The 19,852-nt window shown below is 30.8% G+C and carries 19 protein-coding genes; 9 read left to right on the forward strand and 10 right to left on the reverse strand.

Annotation, left to right across the window (positions count from 1 at the left end; all coding sequences use genetic code 11):
- From NH341_RS04600 to NH341_RS04610, 3 genes are all read right to left on the reverse strand, one after another.
- Positions 1–1,882 (reverse strand): choice-of-anchor L domain-containing protein (locus tag NH341_RS04600; protein ID WP_253055804.1); only part of this gene is annotated, 1,882 nt, incomplete at its 3' end.
- A 381-nt stretch (positions 1,883–2,263) separates the two neighbouring features.
- On the reverse strand, positions 2,264–3,397 hold the full coding sequence (locus NH341_RS04605) for a cysteine desulfurase family protein (protein ID WP_173361187.1): 1,134 nt from the start codon (positions 3,395–3,397) through the stop codon (positions 2,264–2,266).
- Between the two features lie 46 nt (positions 3,398–3,443).
- On the reverse strand, positions 3,444–3,989 hold the full coding sequence (locus NH341_RS04610) for a Smr/MutS family protein (protein WP_047789673.1): 546 nt from the start codon (positions 3,987–3,989) through the stop codon (positions 3,444–3,446).
- 83 nt (positions 3,990–4,072) lie between these two features.
- Between NH341_RS04610 and NH341_RS04615 the strand changes: the two genes are divergently transcribed.
- On the forward strand, positions 4,073–4,708 hold the full coding sequence (locus tag NH341_RS04615; RefSeq protein WP_159490724.1) for a hypothetical protein: 636 nt from the start codon (positions 4,073–4,075) through the stop codon (positions 4,706–4,708).
- On the opposite strand, the gene ppk2 (NH341_RS04620) is transcribed toward NH341_RS04615, so the two are convergent.
- Together ppk2 (NH341_RS04620) and ppk2 (NH341_RS04625) are read right to left on the reverse strand one after the other, a co-directional pair.
- Positions 4,709–5,488 carry a polyphosphate kinase 2 gene (gene ppk2, locus NH341_RS04620; RefSeq protein WP_047789671.1) on the reverse strand — a complete coding sequence of 260 codons (780 nt, stop codon included), beginning with the start codon at positions 5,486–5,488 and terminating at the stop codon, positions 4,709–4,711. It lies immediately after the preceding gene.
- A gap of 2 nt (positions 5,489–5,490) precedes the next feature.
- Complete coding sequence (gene ppk2 / locus NH341_RS04625) at positions 5,491–6,348, reverse strand: polyphosphate kinase 2 (RefSeq protein WP_047789745.1); 858 nt, start codon at positions 6,346–6,348, stop codon at positions 5,491–5,493.
- Between the two features lie 80 nt (positions 6,349–6,428).
- Here ppk2 (NH341_RS04625) and NH341_RS04630 point away from each other — a divergent pair, with 80 nt between their 5' ends.
- The 8 genes from NH341_RS04630 to NH341_RS04665 all read left to right on the forward strand — a co-directional run bounded on the left by NH341_RS04630 (position 6,429) and on the right by NH341_RS04665 (position 13,924).
- A complete protein-coding gene (locus tag NH341_RS04630; protein WP_253055806.1) occupies positions 6,429–7,361 on the forward strand; it encodes a lipid A deacylase LpxR family protein in 933 nt (310 codons plus the stop codon).
- 85 nt (positions 7,362–7,446) lie between these two features.
- Positions 7,447–8,565: a DNA polymerase III subunit beta gene (gene dnaN, locus NH341_RS04635; RefSeq protein WP_047789669.1), complete on the forward strand. Its 1,119-nt coding sequence runs from the start codon at positions 7,447–7,449 to the stop codon at positions 8,563–8,565.
- A 136-nt stretch (positions 8,566–8,701) separates the two neighbouring features.
- Entirely contained in the window at positions 8,702–9,466 is a 765-nt protein-coding gene (locus NH341_RS04640; RefSeq protein WP_047789668.1) for a ParA family protein, read from the forward strand.
- A gap of 9 nt (positions 9,467–9,475) precedes the next feature.
- Positions 9,476–10,363, forward strand: a complete 888-nt coding sequence (locus NH341_RS04645) for a ParB/RepB/Spo0J family partition protein (protein WP_253055808.1) — start codon at positions 9,476–9,478, stop codon at positions 10,361–10,363.
- Positions 10,364–10,942, forward strand: coding sequence for a DUF5683 domain-containing protein (locus NH341_RS04650; RefSeq protein WP_253055811.1), 579 nt, complete (start codon positions 10,364–10,366; stop codon positions 10,940–10,942). It begins immediately after the preceding gene.
- Position 10,943: 1 nt separating this feature from the next.
- Positions 10,944–11,645, forward strand: a complete 702-nt coding sequence (dapB, locus tag NH341_RS04655; RefSeq protein ID WP_253055812.1) for a 4-hydroxy-tetrahydrodipicolinate reductase — start codon at positions 10,944–10,946, stop codon at positions 11,643–11,645.
- A 78-nt stretch (positions 11,646–11,723) separates the two neighbouring features.
- Complete coding sequence (gene lepB, locus NH341_RS04660; RefSeq protein WP_253055814.1) at positions 11,724–13,304, forward strand: signal peptidase I; 1,581 nt, start codon at positions 11,724–11,726, stop codon at positions 13,302–13,304.
- Positions 13,304–13,924 carry a WbqC family protein gene (locus NH341_RS04665; RefSeq protein WP_073183200.1) on the forward strand — a complete coding sequence of 207 codons (621 nt, stop codon included), beginning with the start codon at positions 13,304–13,306 and terminating at the stop codon, positions 13,922–13,924. Before lepB ends, NH341_RS04665 begins: the two co-directional genes overlap by 1 nt.
- A 162-nt stretch (positions 13,925–14,086) precedes the next feature.
- Here NH341_RS04665 and NH341_RS04670 read toward each other — a convergent pair whose 3' ends face one another.
- From NH341_RS04670 to NH341_RS04690, 5 genes are read right to left on the reverse strand one after another with little or no spacing between them, the layout of a single operon-like run.
- Positions 14,087–15,592 carry a lipopolysaccharide biosynthesis protein gene (locus tag NH341_RS04670; RefSeq protein ID WP_047789662.1) on the reverse strand — a complete coding sequence of 502 codons (1,506 nt, stop codon included), beginning with the start codon at positions 15,590–15,592 and terminating at the stop codon, positions 14,087–14,089.
- Between the two features lies 1 nt (position 15,593).
- On the reverse strand, positions 15,594–16,679 hold the full coding sequence (gene wecB / locus NH341_RS04675) for a non-hydrolyzing UDP-N-acetylglucosamine 2-epimerase (protein WP_047789661.1): 1,086 nt from the start codon (positions 16,677–16,679) through the stop codon (positions 15,594–15,596).
- Positions 16,676–17,956, reverse strand: a complete 1,281-nt coding sequence (locus NH341_RS04680) for a glycosyltransferase (RefSeq protein ID WP_047789660.1) — start codon at positions 17,954–17,956, stop codon at positions 16,676–16,678. The genes wecB and NH341_RS04680 overlap by 4 nt, the downstream gene beginning before the upstream one ends.
- A complete protein-coding gene (locus tag NH341_RS04685) occupies positions 17,953–19,128 on the reverse strand; it encodes a glycosyltransferase family 4 protein (protein WP_253055816.1) in 1,176 nt (391 codons plus the stop codon). Before NH341_RS04685 ends, NH341_RS04680 begins: the two co-directional genes overlap by 4 nt.
- Positions 19,125–19,652, reverse strand: coding sequence for a methyltransferase (locus NH341_RS04690; RefSeq protein WP_253055818.1), 528 nt, complete (start codon positions 19,650–19,652; stop codon positions 19,125–19,127). Before NH341_RS04690 ends, NH341_RS04685 begins: the two co-directional genes overlap by 4 nt.
- Positions 19,653–19,852: the final 200 nt, after the last annotated feature.

Genomic DNA, 19,852 nt, shown 5'->3' on the forward strand with positions numbered 1-19,852 from the left:
CTATTCTTCCATTTCCGTCTAACTGACCAGAAGAAACATTTTCACTTGCTTCTACTGCATCAAAGCACCCATCATTATCACTATCTAAATCTAAATGATTCGGAATTCCATCATTGTCGGAATCTAACAGACAGCTTAATCTAGAGAATGGTAAGTTTCTTCTTGATATGGATGGCCCTTCATATTCTACAGATAAATTTTCTGCTCCTGTTCTTTCATAAAATAATACTTCGAGTTCATGGACTCCTGATTTAAGAGTTATTTGACCACTTTGTGTTTGACTTCCATGTGGTCCGTCGTTGTCAACGACTTCTATACCATTTATAAACAGTTTAGACCCATCATCAGATGTTGTATAGAACGTATAAGCCCCATCTGTATCTATTCTTAACAACCCTTTGTATCTAACACTAAATGTTTCATGATCCCCTGGGGTATGTAGCGCCCACAGTTGATCTACATTAAAATTAGTACTTGTTCCTGTTGCTAAAGCCCCTGTAGTTGGTATATCGTCTACTGTATTTGATAATGGATAGGAGTTATAAAACTCATAACTGATAGTTCCTGTACAATTATTTTCCTCCGTATCTAAAATACCATCATTATCATCATCCAAATCATCTCTATCTGCAACATTATCTCCATCACTATCTGCTAAAACTGTTACTGTTACTATAGCTGTATCACAATTTGTTGAAGGTTGACATAAACTATATACTAATTCATATACACCAGCTGGCACACCAGGTGCTACAGAAACTTCTCCTGTATTTGTGTTTAATGTTATTCCTGGGTTTTCAGAACTAACTTCTGATAGTTCTACTCCTGATGCTGATGGATTAGTTATACCTGCTACAGTATCATTTGTTAACACATTTGCTACAGCTACTCCCCCATTTGTACTTACTATTTCTCCAAAATCATCTTCTGCAACTATAATAGGTACACCTCCAACTCTTGTAATAAATACCCCTGAGTCAAAACTTGAATCGGTCACATCCGCAATAGCTATTTTCATATGGTATGTTATACCTGGTGTCAAATTTATATTTGCTGTTAGTTTTCTAGTAATACCATTAAACTCTACACCAATAGGAGTGGCTCCAGGGTTGTTGTTTAAAGGACCAGCATTATTTGGGTCAGCATCATTATCTAAAACATGTCCATTATTAATATATAATGCACCTTGCGACAAATCAGGAGTAATACCTGGATAGTTTGCTCCACCTCCTGAATTCCCTCTAAAACCTGCATTTATGTTATTAATTGCTACTGGGTTTGTAGTACCGGGTACCTGTGCTAAGTTTGCACCTGGTGCCATATTTGGTATTGTTGGATCTAATCCAAATGGGTCTGTCACGAAAAAACCAAAAACATCATTAAAAGGAGACCCTACATAATCTGGGTATTCTTCTGAACCAAATTGATACTCTAAAAGAACTCCTGTATAATTTGGCAATGCTCTAAAATCAAATTCAAAAACAACTACATCTCTGGTTGCTTGAGAATCTATAGCTGTTAAATCAGCATCTATATGATCTGTTCCAGAAGCATTTACAGACAACCCTGTTTCATTATTTGTAACAAAAACCTGATTAACATTAGATGTTGTAAAAGCTATACCTCTATCAAGTTCTAAGTTAGCTCCTCCATCTCCATTTGTAAAAAGAGCTATTTGATTTGTTGCACCTCTAGTGATAACAGGGTTTGTTATTACTACTCCTGCAGACTGTAACTCTGTTGCTATTTCTAAAGCTGTAGGATTAGGCGTAACTGCTACTTGAGCCCTTAAGTGCACTATTACACTTAGAAAAATTAAGGTTAAAAAGAATTTAATATCTTTTCTTGTTATAAAGTTATTTGAAATGTAACTCTCCCCCATATTAATATATTTTATTTTATATATACAATTTTATTCCTTGAAATTCTTCAAGACTTTTATTCTTAATAAACAATACAGTGGGATACAAAAAAGCCCCACACAAAACATTAAGTTGCTCTTATACAACTTATTTCTCGTGGGGGGCCTCTAAAATTTTGAATGTGCAAAAGTAAACTTTTTTTACTTTCACTAAAACATTAGACGTAAAATTAACAATTTAAGTCACATTATAATAAAAAAATATATCTAAAGCGCTTAAAATAACTAAAGCTTATAACAAATAAACCTCTTAAACACACCTCTCAAAGAGTTTTATTCCTTATTAAATGCTAAGCACAAATAAATAAAAAAAAAGCTTTAAAACAAATAAAAACAACTTTTTTATTTGTTTAATATCATTTTTAACTGATTTAAACTATAATCAATCTCTTCAATTGTATTTAATTTACTAAATGAAAATCTTACAGAAGCATTCCTTTCTTCTTTTTCACTTAAGAGTTCTCGTAACACATGAGATCCTTTACTACTTCCACTTTGACATGCACTACCTCCAGAAACAGCTATCCCAGATAAATCTAAATTAAATAACAGCATTTTATCCTCTAAAGGAAATTGTATATTTACAATTGTATAACTAGTCTTTTCTATTGACTCTCCATTAACTCTAATATTTGGAATAACTTCTTTTATTTTTTTTGTAAAATATTCCTTTAATCCAAAAATATATTTTTTGTCTTTTTGTAAATTTTCAAAAGCAATAGTCAACGCTTTTTCCATTCCAACTATTGAATGTACGTTTTCTGTACTAGATCTTGCTCCTTTTTCTTGTTCACCACCATGTAACATTGGTAATATTCCAATCCCTTTTTTAAAATAAGCAAAACCAACCCCTTTAGGTCCATGGAACTTATGTGCACTTGCAGTGATAAAATCTATTTGTGTTTTTTGTAAGTCTATATCATAATGCCCAATAGCTTGTACGGTATCTGAATGAAAATACGCCTCATGCTCTTTACATAATGCTACAACCTCTTCTATTGATAGTAAATTACCTATTTCATTATTCACATACATTAAACTCACCAAAGTTTTTTTCTTTGATTTATTTAGTAAATTCCCCAAACTCTCCATTGAAACAGCTCCTTCTTCATTTACCTTAACATAATCTACTACTAGATTATGTTTTTCTTCTAAAAACTGTACAGTGTTTAAAACTGCATGGTGTTCTATCTTGGAAGTAATAATTCTCTCTACCCCTAAGTTTAAGACTGCATTAAACAAAATTAAGTTATCAGCTTCGGTCCCTCCTGCTGTAAAAATGATTTCACTTGAAGACACATTAAAATGTTTCGCTATACTCTTTCTAGCTGTTTCAACAGCTGCTTTAGCTTTTCTACCATGCTGATGTATGGATGACGGATTTCCAAAATTGGTTTGCATTGATTGTTGAATAACCTCAATAACTTCGGGCAACATAGGTGTTGTTGCGGCATTGTCTAAATAAACAGATTTCATAGAGCAAAAATAAGTTTTTCTTAACGATAGTTATGTTTTCAAAAAATTATTGATTCTGAAAAATATATACCTCTGTTGCTCCTTGCCCATATCTTTGATAAGAAGCGTCGTAATATTTAACTGGATAATTATTTAATAAATACTGTAACTCAGTTTTTAAAACTCCATCTCCTACTCCATGTATTAAAACTAGTTTTGATATTCTTTTAGATATACAATACTCTAACTTATGTTTTGCTGTATTAATTTGTATTGATAAAATATCAAAATTATCCATTCCTCTTGTAGATTTTAACAGCTTTTCAGCATGTAAATCTACTTCCATTACCACTTCTCTCTTATCTTTTATAAAAGATGTTTTTTTCTTCTTTTCTTTATTTTGAGTCTTGGCTTTAAGCATTGGATTGTTAATATCCGAATATTTACTTAACTCACTTTGATCTACCTCAACTTTTACTAGCTCTTTCCTAAGAAAACAATACTCCATTCCTCCCTCATCTTTAACAAAAATTTCTTCATTTTTAATTTTTGTTACAACTCCTTTAATATCAGCATCAATTACTGCTACTTTATTTCCTATTTCTAAACACATCCTTAACCTTTATTTAATTAGCCAAAAGGGTATTAGCTTGTATTTTTGCAAATGATTTAATTATGCAAAATAACTGCAAATAAATGATAAACACTAAGAATATCAATACAAAAATTTTCTTTGAGGAAGCTAAAAAAGAGTTAACCCTTACCGAAGACCGAAAAGATTTATTGCTTGAAATAATAGACACTATTTACGAAGAATATCTTGACAGAGAAAAAATAAATTTAAATTTTATTTGTACTCATAATTCTCGTAGAAGTCAGTTTGCACAAGTGTGGAGCTTTTTTGCTATTGAATATTTTAACTTAAAGAACATGTTCACCTATTCTGGCGGAACAGAAACCACTTCTTTTCATAGAAACACAGTGAAATGTTTACAAAAAACTGGCTTTATCTTTAACGTTGTTGATTTTTCTCACCAGAATCCAAGGTACTTAGTTTCTTTTAAAGGAACTAAAAAATCAATTTTAGGTTTTTCTAAGTTATATGATCACCCCCAAAACAGTTATCCTTTTGTAGCTATAACTACTTGTGATAATGCCGACCAAAACTGTCCATATATACCTGATGCTATTGAACGTTTTCATTTGCCTTATAACGACCCTCAAACATCTGACAATACAGACTTAACCGAAGAAACATACTTAAAAGTTAGTAAACAAATTGCTGGTGAGTTATTTTTTATTTTCGAAGAAATTTATCAAAAATTATCTTAGCTACACTTCTATACTCTTGTCATAAGGTATACTTTTTAAAATGTGATTAATCACACTTATTCTTGCTATAGTTTTCCTATTTGCTCGAATAACTTTCCATGGAGATATTTCTGTATTTGTTTTTGAGAACATTGCCTTTTTATACTCTGTATAATTATCCCAAAGTTCTTGCGCTTTTTCATCTACAGGCGTCATTTTCCATTGTTTTAATGGGTTGTTTTTTATATCGTTGAATCGTTTAGCTTGTTCTTTTTTATTAATAGACATGTAGATTTTTACCAAACGAATACCTGACTCTAAAATCATACGTTCAAAATCATTTACTTGATTCATAAAAACCTCATACTCTTCTTGTGTACAAAAACCATTAACTGGTTCTACTACTGCTCTATTATACCAACTGCGATCAAAAAAAACTATTTCACCTGCTTTTGGAAACTGTTCTACATACCTTTGAAAATACCATTGTGTTTTTTCATCTTCATTTGGTTTAGGAAGCGCTACTATTCGCATATGACGAGGATTGATACGTTCTGTAATTCTACGTATTGCCCCTCCTTTTCCAGCAGCATCTCTTCCTTCAAAAATTACAATTATTCGTTCATTTTTTTTTATTGTCCAAGCTTGTAAACGAATTAACTCTACTTGTAATTTTTTTAACTTTCGTTCGTAATCTACATATCGAATTGCTCTTTCTATATTAAAAGATTTAGACAGTAAAGCCTTTAATCCTCTTGTTGTATTTAATTTATTTACATCTCTTTGAGTTAACTTTCCCATAATTAATCTAAATGTTTTACTGAACGATAATAACGCATTACTATATTTGGATCTGGTGTTAAAATAGTTTGCGCCTCTTCTTTTCCTTTATAATCAAATTGAGACAATACATGACGCATACACTCAACTCTAGCTTCTTTTTTGTTATTTGTCTTTACTACTATCCAAGGACTATAAGCTGTGTGCGTTTTACTAAACATTTCATTTTTATAATGACTATACTTATCCCATAACTCTTGTCCTCGTTTATCTACAGGGCTGAACTTCCAACGCTTTAAAGGATTATTATTCCTAGAATTAAATCGACGTAACTGTTCTTCTTTTGAAATTGATAACCAAAATTTTATCACAACAACTCCATCTTCATATAACATATGTTCAAATTCAGGCACTTGAACCAAAAAATTCTTATACTGCTCGTCCGTACAAAACCCCATTACAGGCTCAACTACAGCTCTATTGTACCAACTACGATCAAAAAAAACTATTTCTCCAGGATTTGGTAATTCTTTAATATAACGCTGAAAATACCATTGTCCCTTTTCTACATCTGTAGGTTTATTCAAAGCTACTAAACGAGTAGAACGCGGATTCATATGCTCCATAAAACGTCTTATACTCCCACCTTTCCCTGCTGCATCTCTTCCTTCAAAGATAACTGCTACTCGCTTCTTATTTTGCGCAATCCATTGCTGAAGTTTCACTAACTCTATCTGTAGTTTTTTCAGTTCCTCTTCGTAATTTAACTTTACCTGAACCTTGGTTATTGAAATTTCCTTTTTTTTTATAATTGCTAGCAACTCTTCATTTGTAGAAACACTTTCAAAATCTTCAATTGTTAATACTTGCTTTTCTTTCATATGTTTATTAATTATTCTTGTTAATAATTTAACCAAGGTTGTGCTAAAATAATACGATATTTACACCTATGAAAAAAAACATGTCACTTTTATTTATCTTATTTACTCTCTATCTATTCTCACAACGTAAATATGACAAAGAATTAAGTTTTTTAAATGATAATGACTTATATGTTTCCACCTATCAAGATCGATATTATACAAACGGAGCCTTTTTAACATACCGCTTCTTAAGTAAAAAGCAAGCTGAAAATATTGATAAAAAAATATATGAAATCCAATTAGGTCACCATATGTACACTCCTTATAAGGCTGTTGTTGAAACTATTGAAGAACATGATCGTCCTTTTGCTAGCTACTTATTCGGTAGTTTTGGGGTTAACCGATTTTACGCTAATAAATCTATTCTCAAAACAGCTTTACAAATAGGAACTATTGGATCTTATTCTTTTGGTGAAGAACTTCAAGGAATTATACATAAAATGTATGGTTTTAAAGAAGCTACTGGATGGGATTATCAAATAAAAGATGCTTTTGCTCTTAATCTAAAGGTCGATTATATTAAAAAAATAACTAAAGGCAATGTTTTTGACCTTAACTGGACAAACTCTGCTAGGTTAGGTACTGTTTATACTGATTTATCAACTGGTTTATTTACTCGTATTGGCTTTAAGCCTCTAGAAAGTATTATTAATTCTATTGCTTTTCATGGAAACTTAAACAATAAAAACACTAATTTCGAAAATAAGACGGAAGTTTTTTTATACCTAAAACCAATGCTTCATTATGTTGCTTATGACGCAACTATTGAAGGTAGCTTTTTAAACAAAAAAAGCCCTGTAACGTTTGATGTAGAACCTTTTAAATTTACAACGGAGTTTGGAATTCGTTTTACAAGTAATCGTTTTAATTTTGGTTATGCCATAAACTACCATACAAAAAAACTTAAAAGTTCGCGTGTTCCTAAAGGAAATTTTTATGGTACAATACAATTAAATTATCAATTTAATTAAGAGTATTGCACTCTTTGAAAAAATAATTTTTAAAATCATCAAATTAAGATATATTTGTAAGTCTAATAAATAGAAAAATTACTAAATGAAATTTATCGTATCTAGCTCACAATTATTAAAACAACTACAAGTTTTAGGTGGGGTTATAAATAGCAATAACACGTTACCAATTTTAGATAACTTTTTATTTGAACTATCTGAAAACGAATTAAAAATATCAGCTTCCGACCTTGAGACAACCATGTCATCAGTTATTGAAGTTGAAAGTACTGATACTGGAGCGATTGCTATAAATGCTCGTTTATTATTAGATACTTTAAAAACATTTCCTGAACAACCTCTTACATTTAAGATTGAAGGAGATAACACTATTGAGATTATTTCGGAACAAGGAAAATATGACATGGCATACTTTAGTGGAGATGAGTTCCCTAAAGCTGTAGAATTACCTTCTCCTAGCAGCACTGAAATCCCTTCTCATATTTTAGCTACAGCTATTTCTAAAACTATTTTTGCGGCTGGTAATGATGATTTACGTCCTGTTATGAGTGGTGTATTTTTTCAGTTCAATTCAAAAGAATTAACTTTTGTAGCCACTGATGCTCATAAATTAGTTAAATATACACGTACCGATATTACTGCTGATAAATCAGCCGAATTTATCATGCCTAAAAAACCTTTAAACTTATTAAAGGGAATTTTAGGGGGGTCAGAAAACAATGTGACTATTGAATATAATGATACTAATGCCAAATTTACTTTTGATAATGTTGTATTAATCTGTCGATTAATTGATGGAAAATACCCTAACTACGAAGCTGTTATACCAAAAGAAAATCCAAACAAATTAACTGTTGACAGAGCTTCTTTCTTAAATTCTGTACGTCGTGTATCTATTTTCTCTAGTAAGACAACACATCAAATTCGTTTGAAAATGGCGGGTACTGAATTAAATATTTCTGCAGAAGATTTAGATTACTCTAATAAAGCTGACGAACGATTAAACTGTGATTATCAAGGTGACGATATGCAGATTGGGTTTAACTCTCGTTTTCTTAGCGAAATGTTAAACAACTTAAACTCTAACGACGTTTTAATTGAAATGAGCTTACCAAATAGAGCTGGAATTTTAACTCCAATTGACGGTACTGAAGAAGGCGAGTTAGTAACTATGCTTGTTATGCCAGTAATGTTAAACGGGTAATAAATTTTCTACATATAAAAATTACAAAAGCCACAGAATCAAAACTCTGTGGCTTTTGTTATTTTATTTAATATCTTTCTCTTTCAAAAATGAGAAATAATTGTAAATTTACCTCTTTCAAACTTTATAAATTATAATGGGTAGAATTATTGCAATTGCAAATCAAAAAGGTGGCGTAGGTAAAACTACTACATCTGTAAACTTAGCTGCGGCTTTAGGTGTTTTAGAAAAAAAAGTGTTGTTAATTGATGCTGACCCCCAAGCAAATGCTACTTCTGGTTTAGGTTTAGACGTTGAAAGTATAGAAATTGGAACGTATCAGGTTTTAGAACACACGATCTCTGCGAAAGACACTGTTTTAAAAACTGACTCTCCAAACGTTGACTTAATTCCTGCTCATATTGATTTAGTTGCTATTGAAATTGAATTGGTAGACAAGCAACAACGCGAGTACATGTTAAAAAAAGCGTTAGAAGATATTAAAGATGATTACGATTTTATTTTAATTGATTGCGCCCCATCTTTAGGGTTAATAACTTTAAACTCTCTAGTAGCTGCCGACTCTGTTGTTATCCCTATTCAATGTGAATATTTTGCTTTAGAAGGTTTAGGAAAATTATTAAACACAATTAAGAGTGTTCAAAAAATACACAATCAAGAGCTAGAAATAGAAGGCTTGTTATTAACTATGTTCGATTCTCGTTTACGCTTGTCAAACCAAGTGGTAGATGAAGTACGCAAACACTTCAGTTCTATGGTTTTTGAAACAATAGTACACAGAAATATCCGTTTAAGTGAAGCACCAAGTTATGGAGAAAGTATAATTTCATACGATGCAACGAGTAAAGGTGCCGTAAATTACTTAAATTTGGCGAACGAAATTTTAACTAAAAACGCATAATTACTGTACATGGCAAAAGCAACAAAAAAACAAGCTTTAGGTAGAGGTTTATCAGCATTATTAAAGGAAACTGCAGAAGTAAACTCAGCAGAAGACAAAAATGCAGATAAGTTGGTTGGAAATATTATTGAGATTGATATAAACTCAATAGATGTAAACCCTTACCAACCTAGAACTTATTTTGATGAAGAAGCGTTGCGCGAATTAGCTAGTTCTATTAAAGAATTAGGAGTAATTCAGCCTATTACTGTACGTAAACTATCAAACGATAAGTTTCAATTAGTTTCTGGAGAGCGTCGTTTTAGAGCTTCTAAACTTATTGGAAACAAAACCGTTCCTGCTTACATTCGTTTAGCAAACGATCAGGAAATGTTAGAAATGGCGTTGGTAGAAAATATTCAACGTAAAAACTTAGACCCAATTGAAGTTGCTCTTTCTTATCAACGTTTAATTGATGAAATTCAACTTACTCAAGAAGAACTAAGTACCCGTGTTGGTAAAAAGCGTTCTACAGTTACTAACTACTTACGTTTACTTAAGCTAGATCCTATTATTCAAACAGGAATGCGTGATGGTTTTATTTCAATGGGGCACGGTCGTGCATTGATCAATGTTGATAGTAACTCTGATCAATTAAATATTTATGAGAAAATTGTTCGTGATAAACTATCAGTACGTCAAACTGAAGAACTTGTAAAGAACCTAAAAGCTGGTAAGGTTGCTAAAACAGCCAAAAAGAAAGCTTTACCTAATTATATTTCTGAAAGTGTTAAGGATATTAGCGACTATTTTGGACATAAAATTGACGTTACAGTGAACAATCGTGGAAAAGGTAAAATCTCTATTCCTTTTCATTCTGAAGAAGATTTTAACCGTATTAAAAACTTACTAAAGTAATTGAACGTACGTATAATCATATTCGCTTTTTTTAGTCTTTTTTTGTTTCAAAATACTTTTGCTCAAAAAGATTCTATTGCCGTTAGGGCAAAACAACTTCAGTTAACAAGTGACAAATACAATCCTTTGTCACCTTCAAAAGCTGCCTTTTACTCAGCTATTTTCCCCGGAGGCGGGCAAATTTATAATGGAAAATATTGGAAAGCACCAGTAGTATGGGCTGCAATAGGTGCTAGTGCATATTTTTATATTGATAATAGTGATCAGTATGATCGATACCGAACAGCTTTTAAGCTAAGAAACCAAGGGTTATCTGATGAATTCAATGGTAAGGACGGAAACCCATTTATTTCAACACCTGGATTAGAATCTGCTCAAAAAACTTTACGAAAAAATAGAGATTTATCATTATTAACTGGTGTACTTTTATATGTTTTGCAAATTGTTGAAGCTAGTGTTAATGCACACTTATTACAATTTGACACAGACGATAGCTTATCTGTAAAACCAGTAATAACTCCTGATCCTTTATTTATTGAAGCCCCAAAAGTTGGTTTAACACTAAAATATTCTTTTTAAAATGAAAATAGCCTTACTTGGTTATGGTAGAATGGGTAAAGAAATTGAAAAAATTGCTTTACAAAGAGGACATCAAATCGTTATAAAAACTTCTGGAAAAGAAGTGTATGATATTACAAAAGCTGATGTAGCAATAGACTTTAGCATTCCTTCTTCAGCACACGACAATATCAGCAATTGTATTAACAATAATACACCTGTTATTTCTGGAACTACTGGCTGGTTAGATAAGTACAACGATATTGTTGATTTATGTAATGAAAAAAACGGTGCTTTTATTTATGCCTCTAACTTTAGTTTAGGGGTTAATGTTTTCTTTGAACTAAACAAACAACTTGCTAAAATGATGAATACTTTAGAACAATATAATGTTTCTATTGAAGAGATTCATCATACTAAAAAGTTAGATGCTCCAAGCGGTACTGCAATTACATTGGCAGAAGGTGTTATTGAAAATACTAACCAAAAAGCTTGGGAATTAGACGAAAAAACATCAGAAGAAAATATTCCTATTAAAGCTATCAGAACTCCGAATGTTCCAGGTACTCACACCGTGACTTACAATTCTGAAATAGATACTATTGATATTAAACACACAGCTCATAATCGTCAAGGTTTTGCTTTAGGTGCTGTAATTGCTGCTGAGTGGTTAAATAATAAAACAGGTGTTTTTACTATGCGAGATGTGTTAAACTTAGGTTAATAACGTAACAAACAGCTCAAGAAACACACAAATAAAATTGAATTTTATTCCTTAATGGAACTACAAAATATATAGATTATGACATTTACTGAATGGTTTTTATTCTTTTTATTCATACAAGTTGTTCATTTTTTAGGTACTTGGAAGCTATATACTAAAGCAGGTAAAAAAGCTTGGGAAGCTGCTATACCTGTTTATAATGCTATTGTATTGATGCAAATAATAAATCGTCCAAAATGGTGGGTGATTTTATTGTTTATTCCTATAGTTAACCTATTAATGTTCCCTATTATTTGGGTTGAAACTTGTAGAAGTTTTGGTTTTAACAAAAGACCTGATACTATTTTAGCTATTCTAACTTTAGGATTATATATCTATTATATCAATTATTTTACAGATGCAAAATATATTGAAAACAGAAGTTTAAAACCAAGATCTCCTTTAGGTGAATGGGTTAGCTCTATTGCTTTTGCTATTATTGCTGCTACTTTAGTACATACTTATATTATGCAACCATACACTATTCCTACCTCATCTTTAGAGAAAACCTTATTAGTTGGTGATTATTTATTTGTAAGTAAGTTTCATTACGGTGCACGTGTACCAATGACTACCGTTGCTGCACCAATGGCACACGATACTATTCCTGGATTGGGTATAAAATCATTTTTATCTGATGATAAAAACAAGGAAGGTTTATTAAACAAGCTTTCTTTACCTTATATGCGTGTTCCTGGCTTTCAAAAAATTAAGCGTAATGATATCGTTGTTTTTAGCTGGCCTTCAGACTCTTTAGCCACAATGTGGGGAGATAACTCTGGTAACTTTACCTATAAACCAATTGATAAGCGTACGAACTACGTAAAACGTGCTGTAGGTACTCCTGGTGATACTTTAGAAGTTCGTGATGGTTATGTATTTATTAATGGAAAGAAAACCGTATTACCTGATAGAGCAAAACCACAATGGCTGCATATTGTAGACACTAACGGTGAAAAGTTTAGTGAAGGTGCTGTAAAAAGATACAATATCAGAGAATGGGGAATGCAAGGTGATAAATATGTATTAAATTTAACTGATGAAGAGGCTGCTTTAATAGCTAAAAACCCTATTGTAAAAAGTATTAAAAAACACTTAACTCCAAAAGGAGCTTATGACAAATCAGTTTTTCCTCATGACCCAAGATATGCTTGGTCTTCGGATAATTTTGGACCAATATATATTCCTAAAAAAGGAGCTACTGTTAAATTAAATTCTAAAACAATTCCTTTTTATGAGCAGATTATTCGTAGATATGAGAATAACAATTTAACAATTTTTGGAGACGACATTTATATCAATGGTGAGAAAGCAAAAGAATATACTTTTAAGCAAGATTACTACTGGATGATGGGAGACAATCGTCAACGTTCGTTAGACGCTAGAAATTGGGGATATGTGCCTTTTGACCACGTAGTTGGTAAACCTGTTATGATTTGGTTAAGTTGGGATGCTAATGCACCTAGTTTTATTGCTAAGTTAAATTCTATTCGTTGGGACAGAATGTTTACAACTGTTGGAGGAAGTGGTAAACCTGTTTCTTACCTTTGGTTAGTTTTATTGTTGATTGGAGGTTATATCGTGTACAGTTTTAGAAAAAGTAAAAAGAAAAAAGCATAATGTCACTTTTTATTCCAACTTATTTTGCTCCTATTTCACAGTATGCAGCAATCTATCAATCGGATGCTATTACTTTTGAAATAGAAGATAATTATCAAAAGCAAACCTATCGTAATCGCTGTTATATTTATGGAGCCAATGGTAAATTAGCTCTTAATATTCCTGTTAAACATAAAACAAAAGAAGGTAGAAAAAAGACCAAAGACACCTTAGTAGAAAATGACTTCCCTTGGCAACAACAACATTTTAAGTCATTACAATCAGCTTATCGTTCTTCTCCATTTTTTGAATTTTTTGAAGATGATTTACAAGCTATTTTCAATAAAAAGTACACGTTTTTACAAGACTTGAATATTGATACTCATTTATTTGTAACTGATGCTTTACAAATTAAACAGCAATTTAACAAAACTTCCAGTTACGAACTAACCCCTGAGAGCATTGATTATAGAGCTTTAGCTATTGCTAAAAAAGGAGTTGAAATAAAAATGGATTCTTATATTCAAATGTTTGATGATAAATACGGATTTATACCTAATTTATCTATTTTAGATCTTTTGTTTATGGAAGGTGCTAATACTATTAGTTTTTTAGAAAAAATTAATATAAGCCTAAAATAACTTTCTTCATACTATTTTAGTATTTCTTTATTTTTTAACATAAACTAAGAGGTTATTTAGTTATTTTATATATATTTGCCACCGAAGCATTTCCCCCTTTTTAATGTTTCATTTCCCCCTTATTATTAAGAAAAGACTTGTTCCCTTTGTGTGCAGGTCTTTTTACTTTATATACCTTTTGGCTAGATTGTTAATCTGCTCAGAAATAGATAATTTTACTACGACAAAGACATAAATTACTATAATTAATATACTCTTTAAAACAATGTTTACTATTGGGTGAATTGGAAAGTCAAAAAGATAAAACTTAGGTATTGAAAAATTCCAAAAATTAAACCCTAAAAACATAATTAAGACAACAAGAATCATTAAAAATGTTTTATTAGTAAAAGGGGTCATATTAAACTTTTCTTTTACAAACCATAGTTTAAAGGTATTAAACACCAAAACTGTAATAAGTGTTGCTAGTGCCAACCCTTTTGTTCCCATTTCTAAATCATTAAAAAAGTAACTATTCAAAAAATATACAGAAAAGGCCATTCCTAAACCTACAGGTAACGTAATACGATAAAATTTAGAATTACTTATAATAGCACCATTACTACCTAATGACATTAAAAATAACTTTGCAGACGAAATCAATAATACTACTAATACTCCTTCTTTTCCATAATTTTTATTTGGCATCAACCTGAATAACTCCTCCACATTACAATTTACTAAGACAAAAAACAGCCCGCCAATCAACAATAAATTAATAGAACTCTTCTTATATAAACTTTCTGTTTCTTTTGGGTTATCTTCATTAAGAGCCTTAGAGGTTAATGGCTGTAAAATTTGCCCCATTGCCCTACTTGGTGCTTCTATAAATGATCCTATAAACACAGCTACCGTATAATATGCAGCTGTAGCAAAACCTTCTTTTCCTGGTATCATTACTTTGTCTATATCTAAGATAATAGCTCCTGCACTACCTGCTAAAATGATATAAAAAGTGTATCGTAAAACTTCTTTAAAGTTGTTTGGTAAACTGAAGGTAAATTTTGGTGTATATAGACGAAAAGCATACCCCATCATTAGGAGTACTCTTAATATGTAAGCTATTGACATATATACTAAAAACTCTTCTTTTGTTATAAAGTTAAAATACACAGCAAAAAGTAAAACCATCACAGCTACTCTATTGTATAATTCCTTTAAAATATTCCCAAAAACCGATTGCATTTGTACTCTTGCCCAAGAATAAAACACTTCAAAATAAGCACAAGCTACAGCGATTATATAAATATAAATAGTATAATCTTCAATTATGAGGTTGCCTCCACTTCCATTTTCTACCACATAACTCATAATCCAATTATGAAATAAACTCCAAAAATATCCTATTGGAATCGCTATAAATAATGGTAAAAAAATTATAGAGCTTAAAAATTTATCTTTTTCTACTTTTGAAGTATATCCAGAAAAAAACTTGATAATTGTAAAGTGAACTCCAAAGGCTGTAACAGGCATAATTAAGTTTGAAGCCGAAAAAACATAGGTTGCTAATCCATAATATTCATCTCCTAAAAATCGTGTATATAACACCAAGGTATTAATACCTCCAATCAAAAATCCTAAATATATTATTAGAGTATTCCTGAACGATTGTTTAAATACAATTCCCAATTTATTCTTTTATTAATTTTAATATTGATTGATATATTTTTTCTCCAACATTATCTCCATATAATGGCTCTTTAAAATCTTTTGATGTAGCTAAAAACTGTTGAAAATAATTAATTATTTTTCCTGAATTAGCTCCTGTTATAGCTCCATAACCATTACTTACTAACTCTTTCCATTCTGTTTCTTCTCTTGCTATAACACAAAACTTCTTATTAAAGAAAGCCTCTTTTTGTAAACCTCCACTATCAGTTATAACAAGAGCACAATTTTTTAATAACTCTAACATAGAAAAATACCCTACAGGTTCAATAAAGGATATATTAGACTTTAATTTGTACTTTTCTAACATTTTTTTTGTCCTTGGATGCAATGGCAATACTACTTTTTTAGAAACATTAATTTTTTCAAGAGCTTCAAAAATATTAGCTAATCTCTCTTTTTCATCAGTATTTTCTTGACGATGAATTGTTGCTAACACAAACTCTTTTTTCTCTAAACCTAAGTCTTTAATAATAGTTGACTTCTCTTCGGAAACTTGATTATAAAACTCTACAGCATCTTTCATGATATCACCATGCTTTTCTATCAAAATATCAAAACTATCAAAACCTTCATTTCTCAGGTTTGATACAGCAGTATCTGTTGGACAACTTAGTAGGTTTCCTATTCTATCTGTTAAAATACGATTTATTTCTTCAGGCATTTGCATATTGAATGAACGCAAGCCCGCTTCAATATGTACTACTTTTATATGTAGTTTTTTAGCTGCTAAAGCTCCTGCTAACGTCGAATTTGTATCTCCATATACAACAACTGCATCTGGCTTTTCTAATACTAAAATTTCTTCTATTTTTTCTAACATTTGCCCCGTCATAGCACCATGACTTAAACCATTGATATTTAAATTATATTTGGGGTTAGGTATTTGCATTTCTTCAAAAAAAACAGCGCTCATGTTAGCATCAAAATGTTGCCCTGTATGCACTATTATTTCTTCTACTTCATTATGCTTTTGAATCACTCTACTTAATACAGCTCCTTTTACAAACTGTGGACGTGCTCCTAATATGGTTATTATTTTTTTCAAGAATTAACGACTTTTTTTAATACTATAGATAATTTCTCTGTTAACTTTTTCCGATGATATTGCTCTATGTTTTTAGAATTAACCTCTAAAATCCCTTTCTTATATTGATTATAAAGAAGTTTAATTTCTTTTTTCATTTTTACTACATCATCAAAACCAACAATAGTTCCTGAGTTAGTTTTAGCAAGTATTTCTGCTAAATCACCATCTTCTGGACCCACTGCTAAGATAGGGCGTTTTGCTTGTAAATATTCAAATATTTTACCTGTAATAATTCCTTTAGCACTTGGTACTTTATTTACTGCTAACAATAAAACTTGTGATGTTTGTTGTTGTTGTTGTGCTTTTTTATGAGGTAGATAAGTAATTTTTGTAATATTTTTAAATTGATGTGTTTCTAAAGATTTTTTAACTCCTTTCGCTATTTTCCCTATTAGTTTAATTTCTAAATCTTCTGTAAACTCTTTATCTTCTTTACATAACTCTGATAATGCTTTCCATAAAACTTCAGGATTCCTATCATCATTCATCAAACCTATATGCGTAATTGAAAACTTTTTATCTAGTATTACATTTGTTTCTCTACTTTCTTCTGCATCAAAACCATTAGTAATAACATGAATATTATTAGAAAATTTTTCATAATTCTTTTTCATAGTTTTACCTACAACTAATACCGCATTGGCATATCTTAACACTTCCTGCTCCAATTGATGATGTGTTGCTTTTGATTTTTGCGTGAGTGGTAATTGATGAAAATAATCAATATCTGTCCAAGGGTCACGGAAGTCTGCTACCCACTTCAATCCTAATTCTTTTTTAAGCTTTAATCCGATTAAATGCAAGCTATGTGGTGGTCCAGTAGTTATAATAACATCAATAGTATTTTCTTTTAAATATTTTTTTAGCTTATTAACTGAAGGCTTTACCCAAAACCTTCTTGCATCAGGAATGAAATAATTAGCTCGAACATATTGCATTACCTGACCTATTAAACTTGGATTAGGATCTAAAAAACCAGCACTTGTTTTCGTTTCTTTTTTCTTGAAAACAGATAACAAGTCATTAGGTTCCCAAATTGAGTTTCTTAAAACCGTTAAATTTTCAGGAAGATCTTTTTTTAATGTTGTATCAACTATCGGATATTTAGCATCTTCAACTGTGTAAACTATTGGTTCAATATTAAAATTTCGCAAATATTTTACAAACTTCAACCATCTTTGTATACCTGAACCTCCTGCCGGCACCCAATAGTATGTAATTATTAATACTTTCAAATTAAACTATTGTATAGGTTTATTAATTCTTTTGAGGTTTTATCCCATGTAAATTCATTTCGAATAAAAGCTTCTCCGTTTTTTCCTAATTCTTTTCTCAGCAGCTCATCTTTATATAACCTCAGTACTTTATCAGTAAAATCTTCTACATTTTTTGCTTCATGTATCAATCCGGCATTTACTTTTTCTACTATGTTTTTTTGAGCTGTTGCATCGCTTACCAACAAAGGTTTCCTTAAACTCATGTACTGGAATAATTTATTAGCATGTGTAGTATCGTGATGTAAATTTCTGTGTAAAGGAGACAAACAAACATTACTCTGTTTTATATACTTAGGAAATGTAGTTTCTTCTTGCCACCCTTCAAAACATACTTGTTCTTCAACTTTTAATTCTTCAGATAACTTTTTTAATTTAGTGTTTAGACTTCCTACAATTACTAATCGAATATTCTCTATTTCCTTTTTTAATGCTGGTAAACTTTTAATTGCTGTAGCTACTCCCCTTCTCTCTCCTGTATCTCCTATATATAGTAAGTTAAAAGTATCTCTTTTTGAGCTTTCTTCAAAATTATCTTGCTTTTCAAAAAATGATTTTCTTACTGTATTAGGAACAACAATAACTTTATCAGATTTTATTTTTGTTCTCTTATATATTTCCTCTTTTGCTTCTTGAGTAACAACTATTACTTTACTAGCTTTCTTAATAAGCTCTTCTTCTTTTTGCTTCCATTTGTTTGTTGATATTAAAATATTTTGCGGAAACTTTTTTAAATGAGGATAAAACCTCATTATCTCAGGCCTATTTTCATGTAAATCTAATACAACCGGGAGCTGCTTCTTTTTATTGGCTAACATTACAGCTTCAGCTACAACCATATCATGTATATGAATAGCCTCTATATCATATTTATTAAGAAAATGTATTATCTTTTTCTTTAGTGAAAGAGAATATAATGGGAGAGTATAAGCCAAAGCAGATAACTTATACTCTAACTTATTTGACTCATATCTTTTTACTTTTATTTTACCTACAAGTTCTGATGTTGGCTCATTACCATAAGTTAAACAAAATAAAAAAACCTCATGTCCAGATTTTATTAATTCTATTGCTTCATTATGTACTCTAGGGTCAGGAGGAAACGTCTTATCTAAAACCATTCCTATCTTCATCCCTTTCTCTCTTTCTCAGCATATACAGCATAATATCTAGGTGTATATTTTCTTAAAACAGGTCTTATACCCAACTTGTTTATTGGACTTGTCCATTTTTCAGTATCAACAATATTCCAACCTGATTTTTCTAATAACCAATCATACTGCCAGTCTTCAAACTCATGATAATGTCTGTCCCACATATCTGTTTTGCTTCTGTACGCACTTGCAAACCATAACTTTAAAGGAACAGTGGTTATTATTTTTTGTGCTTTAATTTCTCTTAACACGTTAAATGGTGCTAATAAATGTTCAAAAATCTCAAAAGCCGTTACTGCATCTACATTATAATCTTTTACAATTTGGGGTAATAAATCTAAATCTTCCCCATTTGTATTATAAACTGTATATCCATTTTCTTCCATAATTTCAGAAAACGGGTTACGCACTCCTAAATCTAGTATTGTAGCAGGAGCTGTAAGATGTTTTTGTAAAAACTGAAGTGTATGGTTATATCTTTTCTTTGGTAGTTTAAAATACATGAAATTTATTTTAACACAAATGTATTACTATTTTATCATTTCGTGTAATAAACCTTTTAATTGAGTTTAATTAAATATTATACAAAAAACATAAAAGCGAAAGATTAATCTTTCGCTTTTATAAAATATTAATTTTCCATAGCAACTTGTACTTATCTAGTACGTTTTGTTTAATGCAAACATATTATTGTTTTATTTAA

It is taken from the genome of Tenacibaculum sp. XPcli2-G, from assembly GCF_024124505.1.
GTDB lineage: Bacteria > Bacteroidota > Bacteroidia > Flavobacteriales > Flavobacteriaceae > Polaribacter > Polaribacter mesophilus.

Excerpts from the sequence above, each read along its gene's own strand:
- ppk2 (WP_047789745.1), bottom strand. The coding sequence starts at position 6,348 with ATGAAAGAAAAGCAAGTATTAACAATTGAAGATTTTGAAAGTGTTTCT.
- dnaN (WP_047789669.1), top strand. The coding sequence starts at position 7,447 with ATGAAATTTATCGTATCTAGCTCACAATTATTAAAACAACTACAAGTT.
- lepB (WP_253055814.1), top strand. The coding sequence starts at position 11,724 with ATGACATTTACTGAATGGTTTTTATTCTTTTTATTCATACAAGTTGTT.
- dapB (WP_253055812.1), top strand. The coding sequence starts at position 10,944 with ATGAAAATAGCCTTACTTGGTTATGGTAGAATGGGTAAAGAAATTGAA.
- NH341_RS04640 (WP_047789668.1), top strand. The coding sequence starts at position 8,702 with ATGGGTAGAATTATTGCAATTGCAAATCAAAAAGGTGGCGTAGGTAAA.
- ppk2 (WP_047789671.1), bottom strand. The coding sequence starts at position 5,488 with ATGGGAAAGTTAACTCAAAGAGATGTAAATAAATTAAATACAACAAGA.
- NH341_RS04615 (WP_159490724.1), top strand. The coding sequence starts at position 4,073 with ATGATAAACACTAAGAATATCAATACAAAAATTTTCTTTGAGGAAGCT.
- NH341_RS04645 (WP_253055808.1), top strand. The coding sequence starts at position 9,476 with ATGGCAAAAGCAACAAAAAAACAAGCTTTAGGTAGAGGTTTATCAGCA.
- NH341_RS04605 (WP_173361187.1), bottom strand. The coding sequence starts at position 3,397 with ATGAAATCTGTTTATTTAGACAATGCCGCAACAACACCTATGTTGCCC.
- NH341_RS04630 (WP_253055806.1), top strand. The coding sequence starts at position 6,429 with ATGTCACTTTTATTTATCTTATTTACTCTCTATCTATTCTCACAACGT.
- NH341_RS04690 (WP_253055818.1), bottom strand. The coding sequence starts at position 19,652 with ATGTATTTTAAACTACCAAAGAAAAGATATAACCATACACTTCAGTTT.
- NH341_RS04685 (WP_253055816.1), bottom strand. The coding sequence starts at position 19,128 with ATGAAGATAGGAATGGTTTTAGATAAGACGTTTCCTCCTGACCCTAGA.
- NH341_RS04610 (WP_047789673.1), bottom strand. The coding sequence starts at position 3,989 with ATGTGTTTAGAAATAGGAAATAAAGTAGCAGTAATTGATGCTGATATT.
- NH341_RS04665 (WP_073183200.1), top strand. The coding sequence starts at position 13,304 with ATGTCACTTTTTATTCCAACTTATTTTGCTCCTATTTCACAGTATGCA.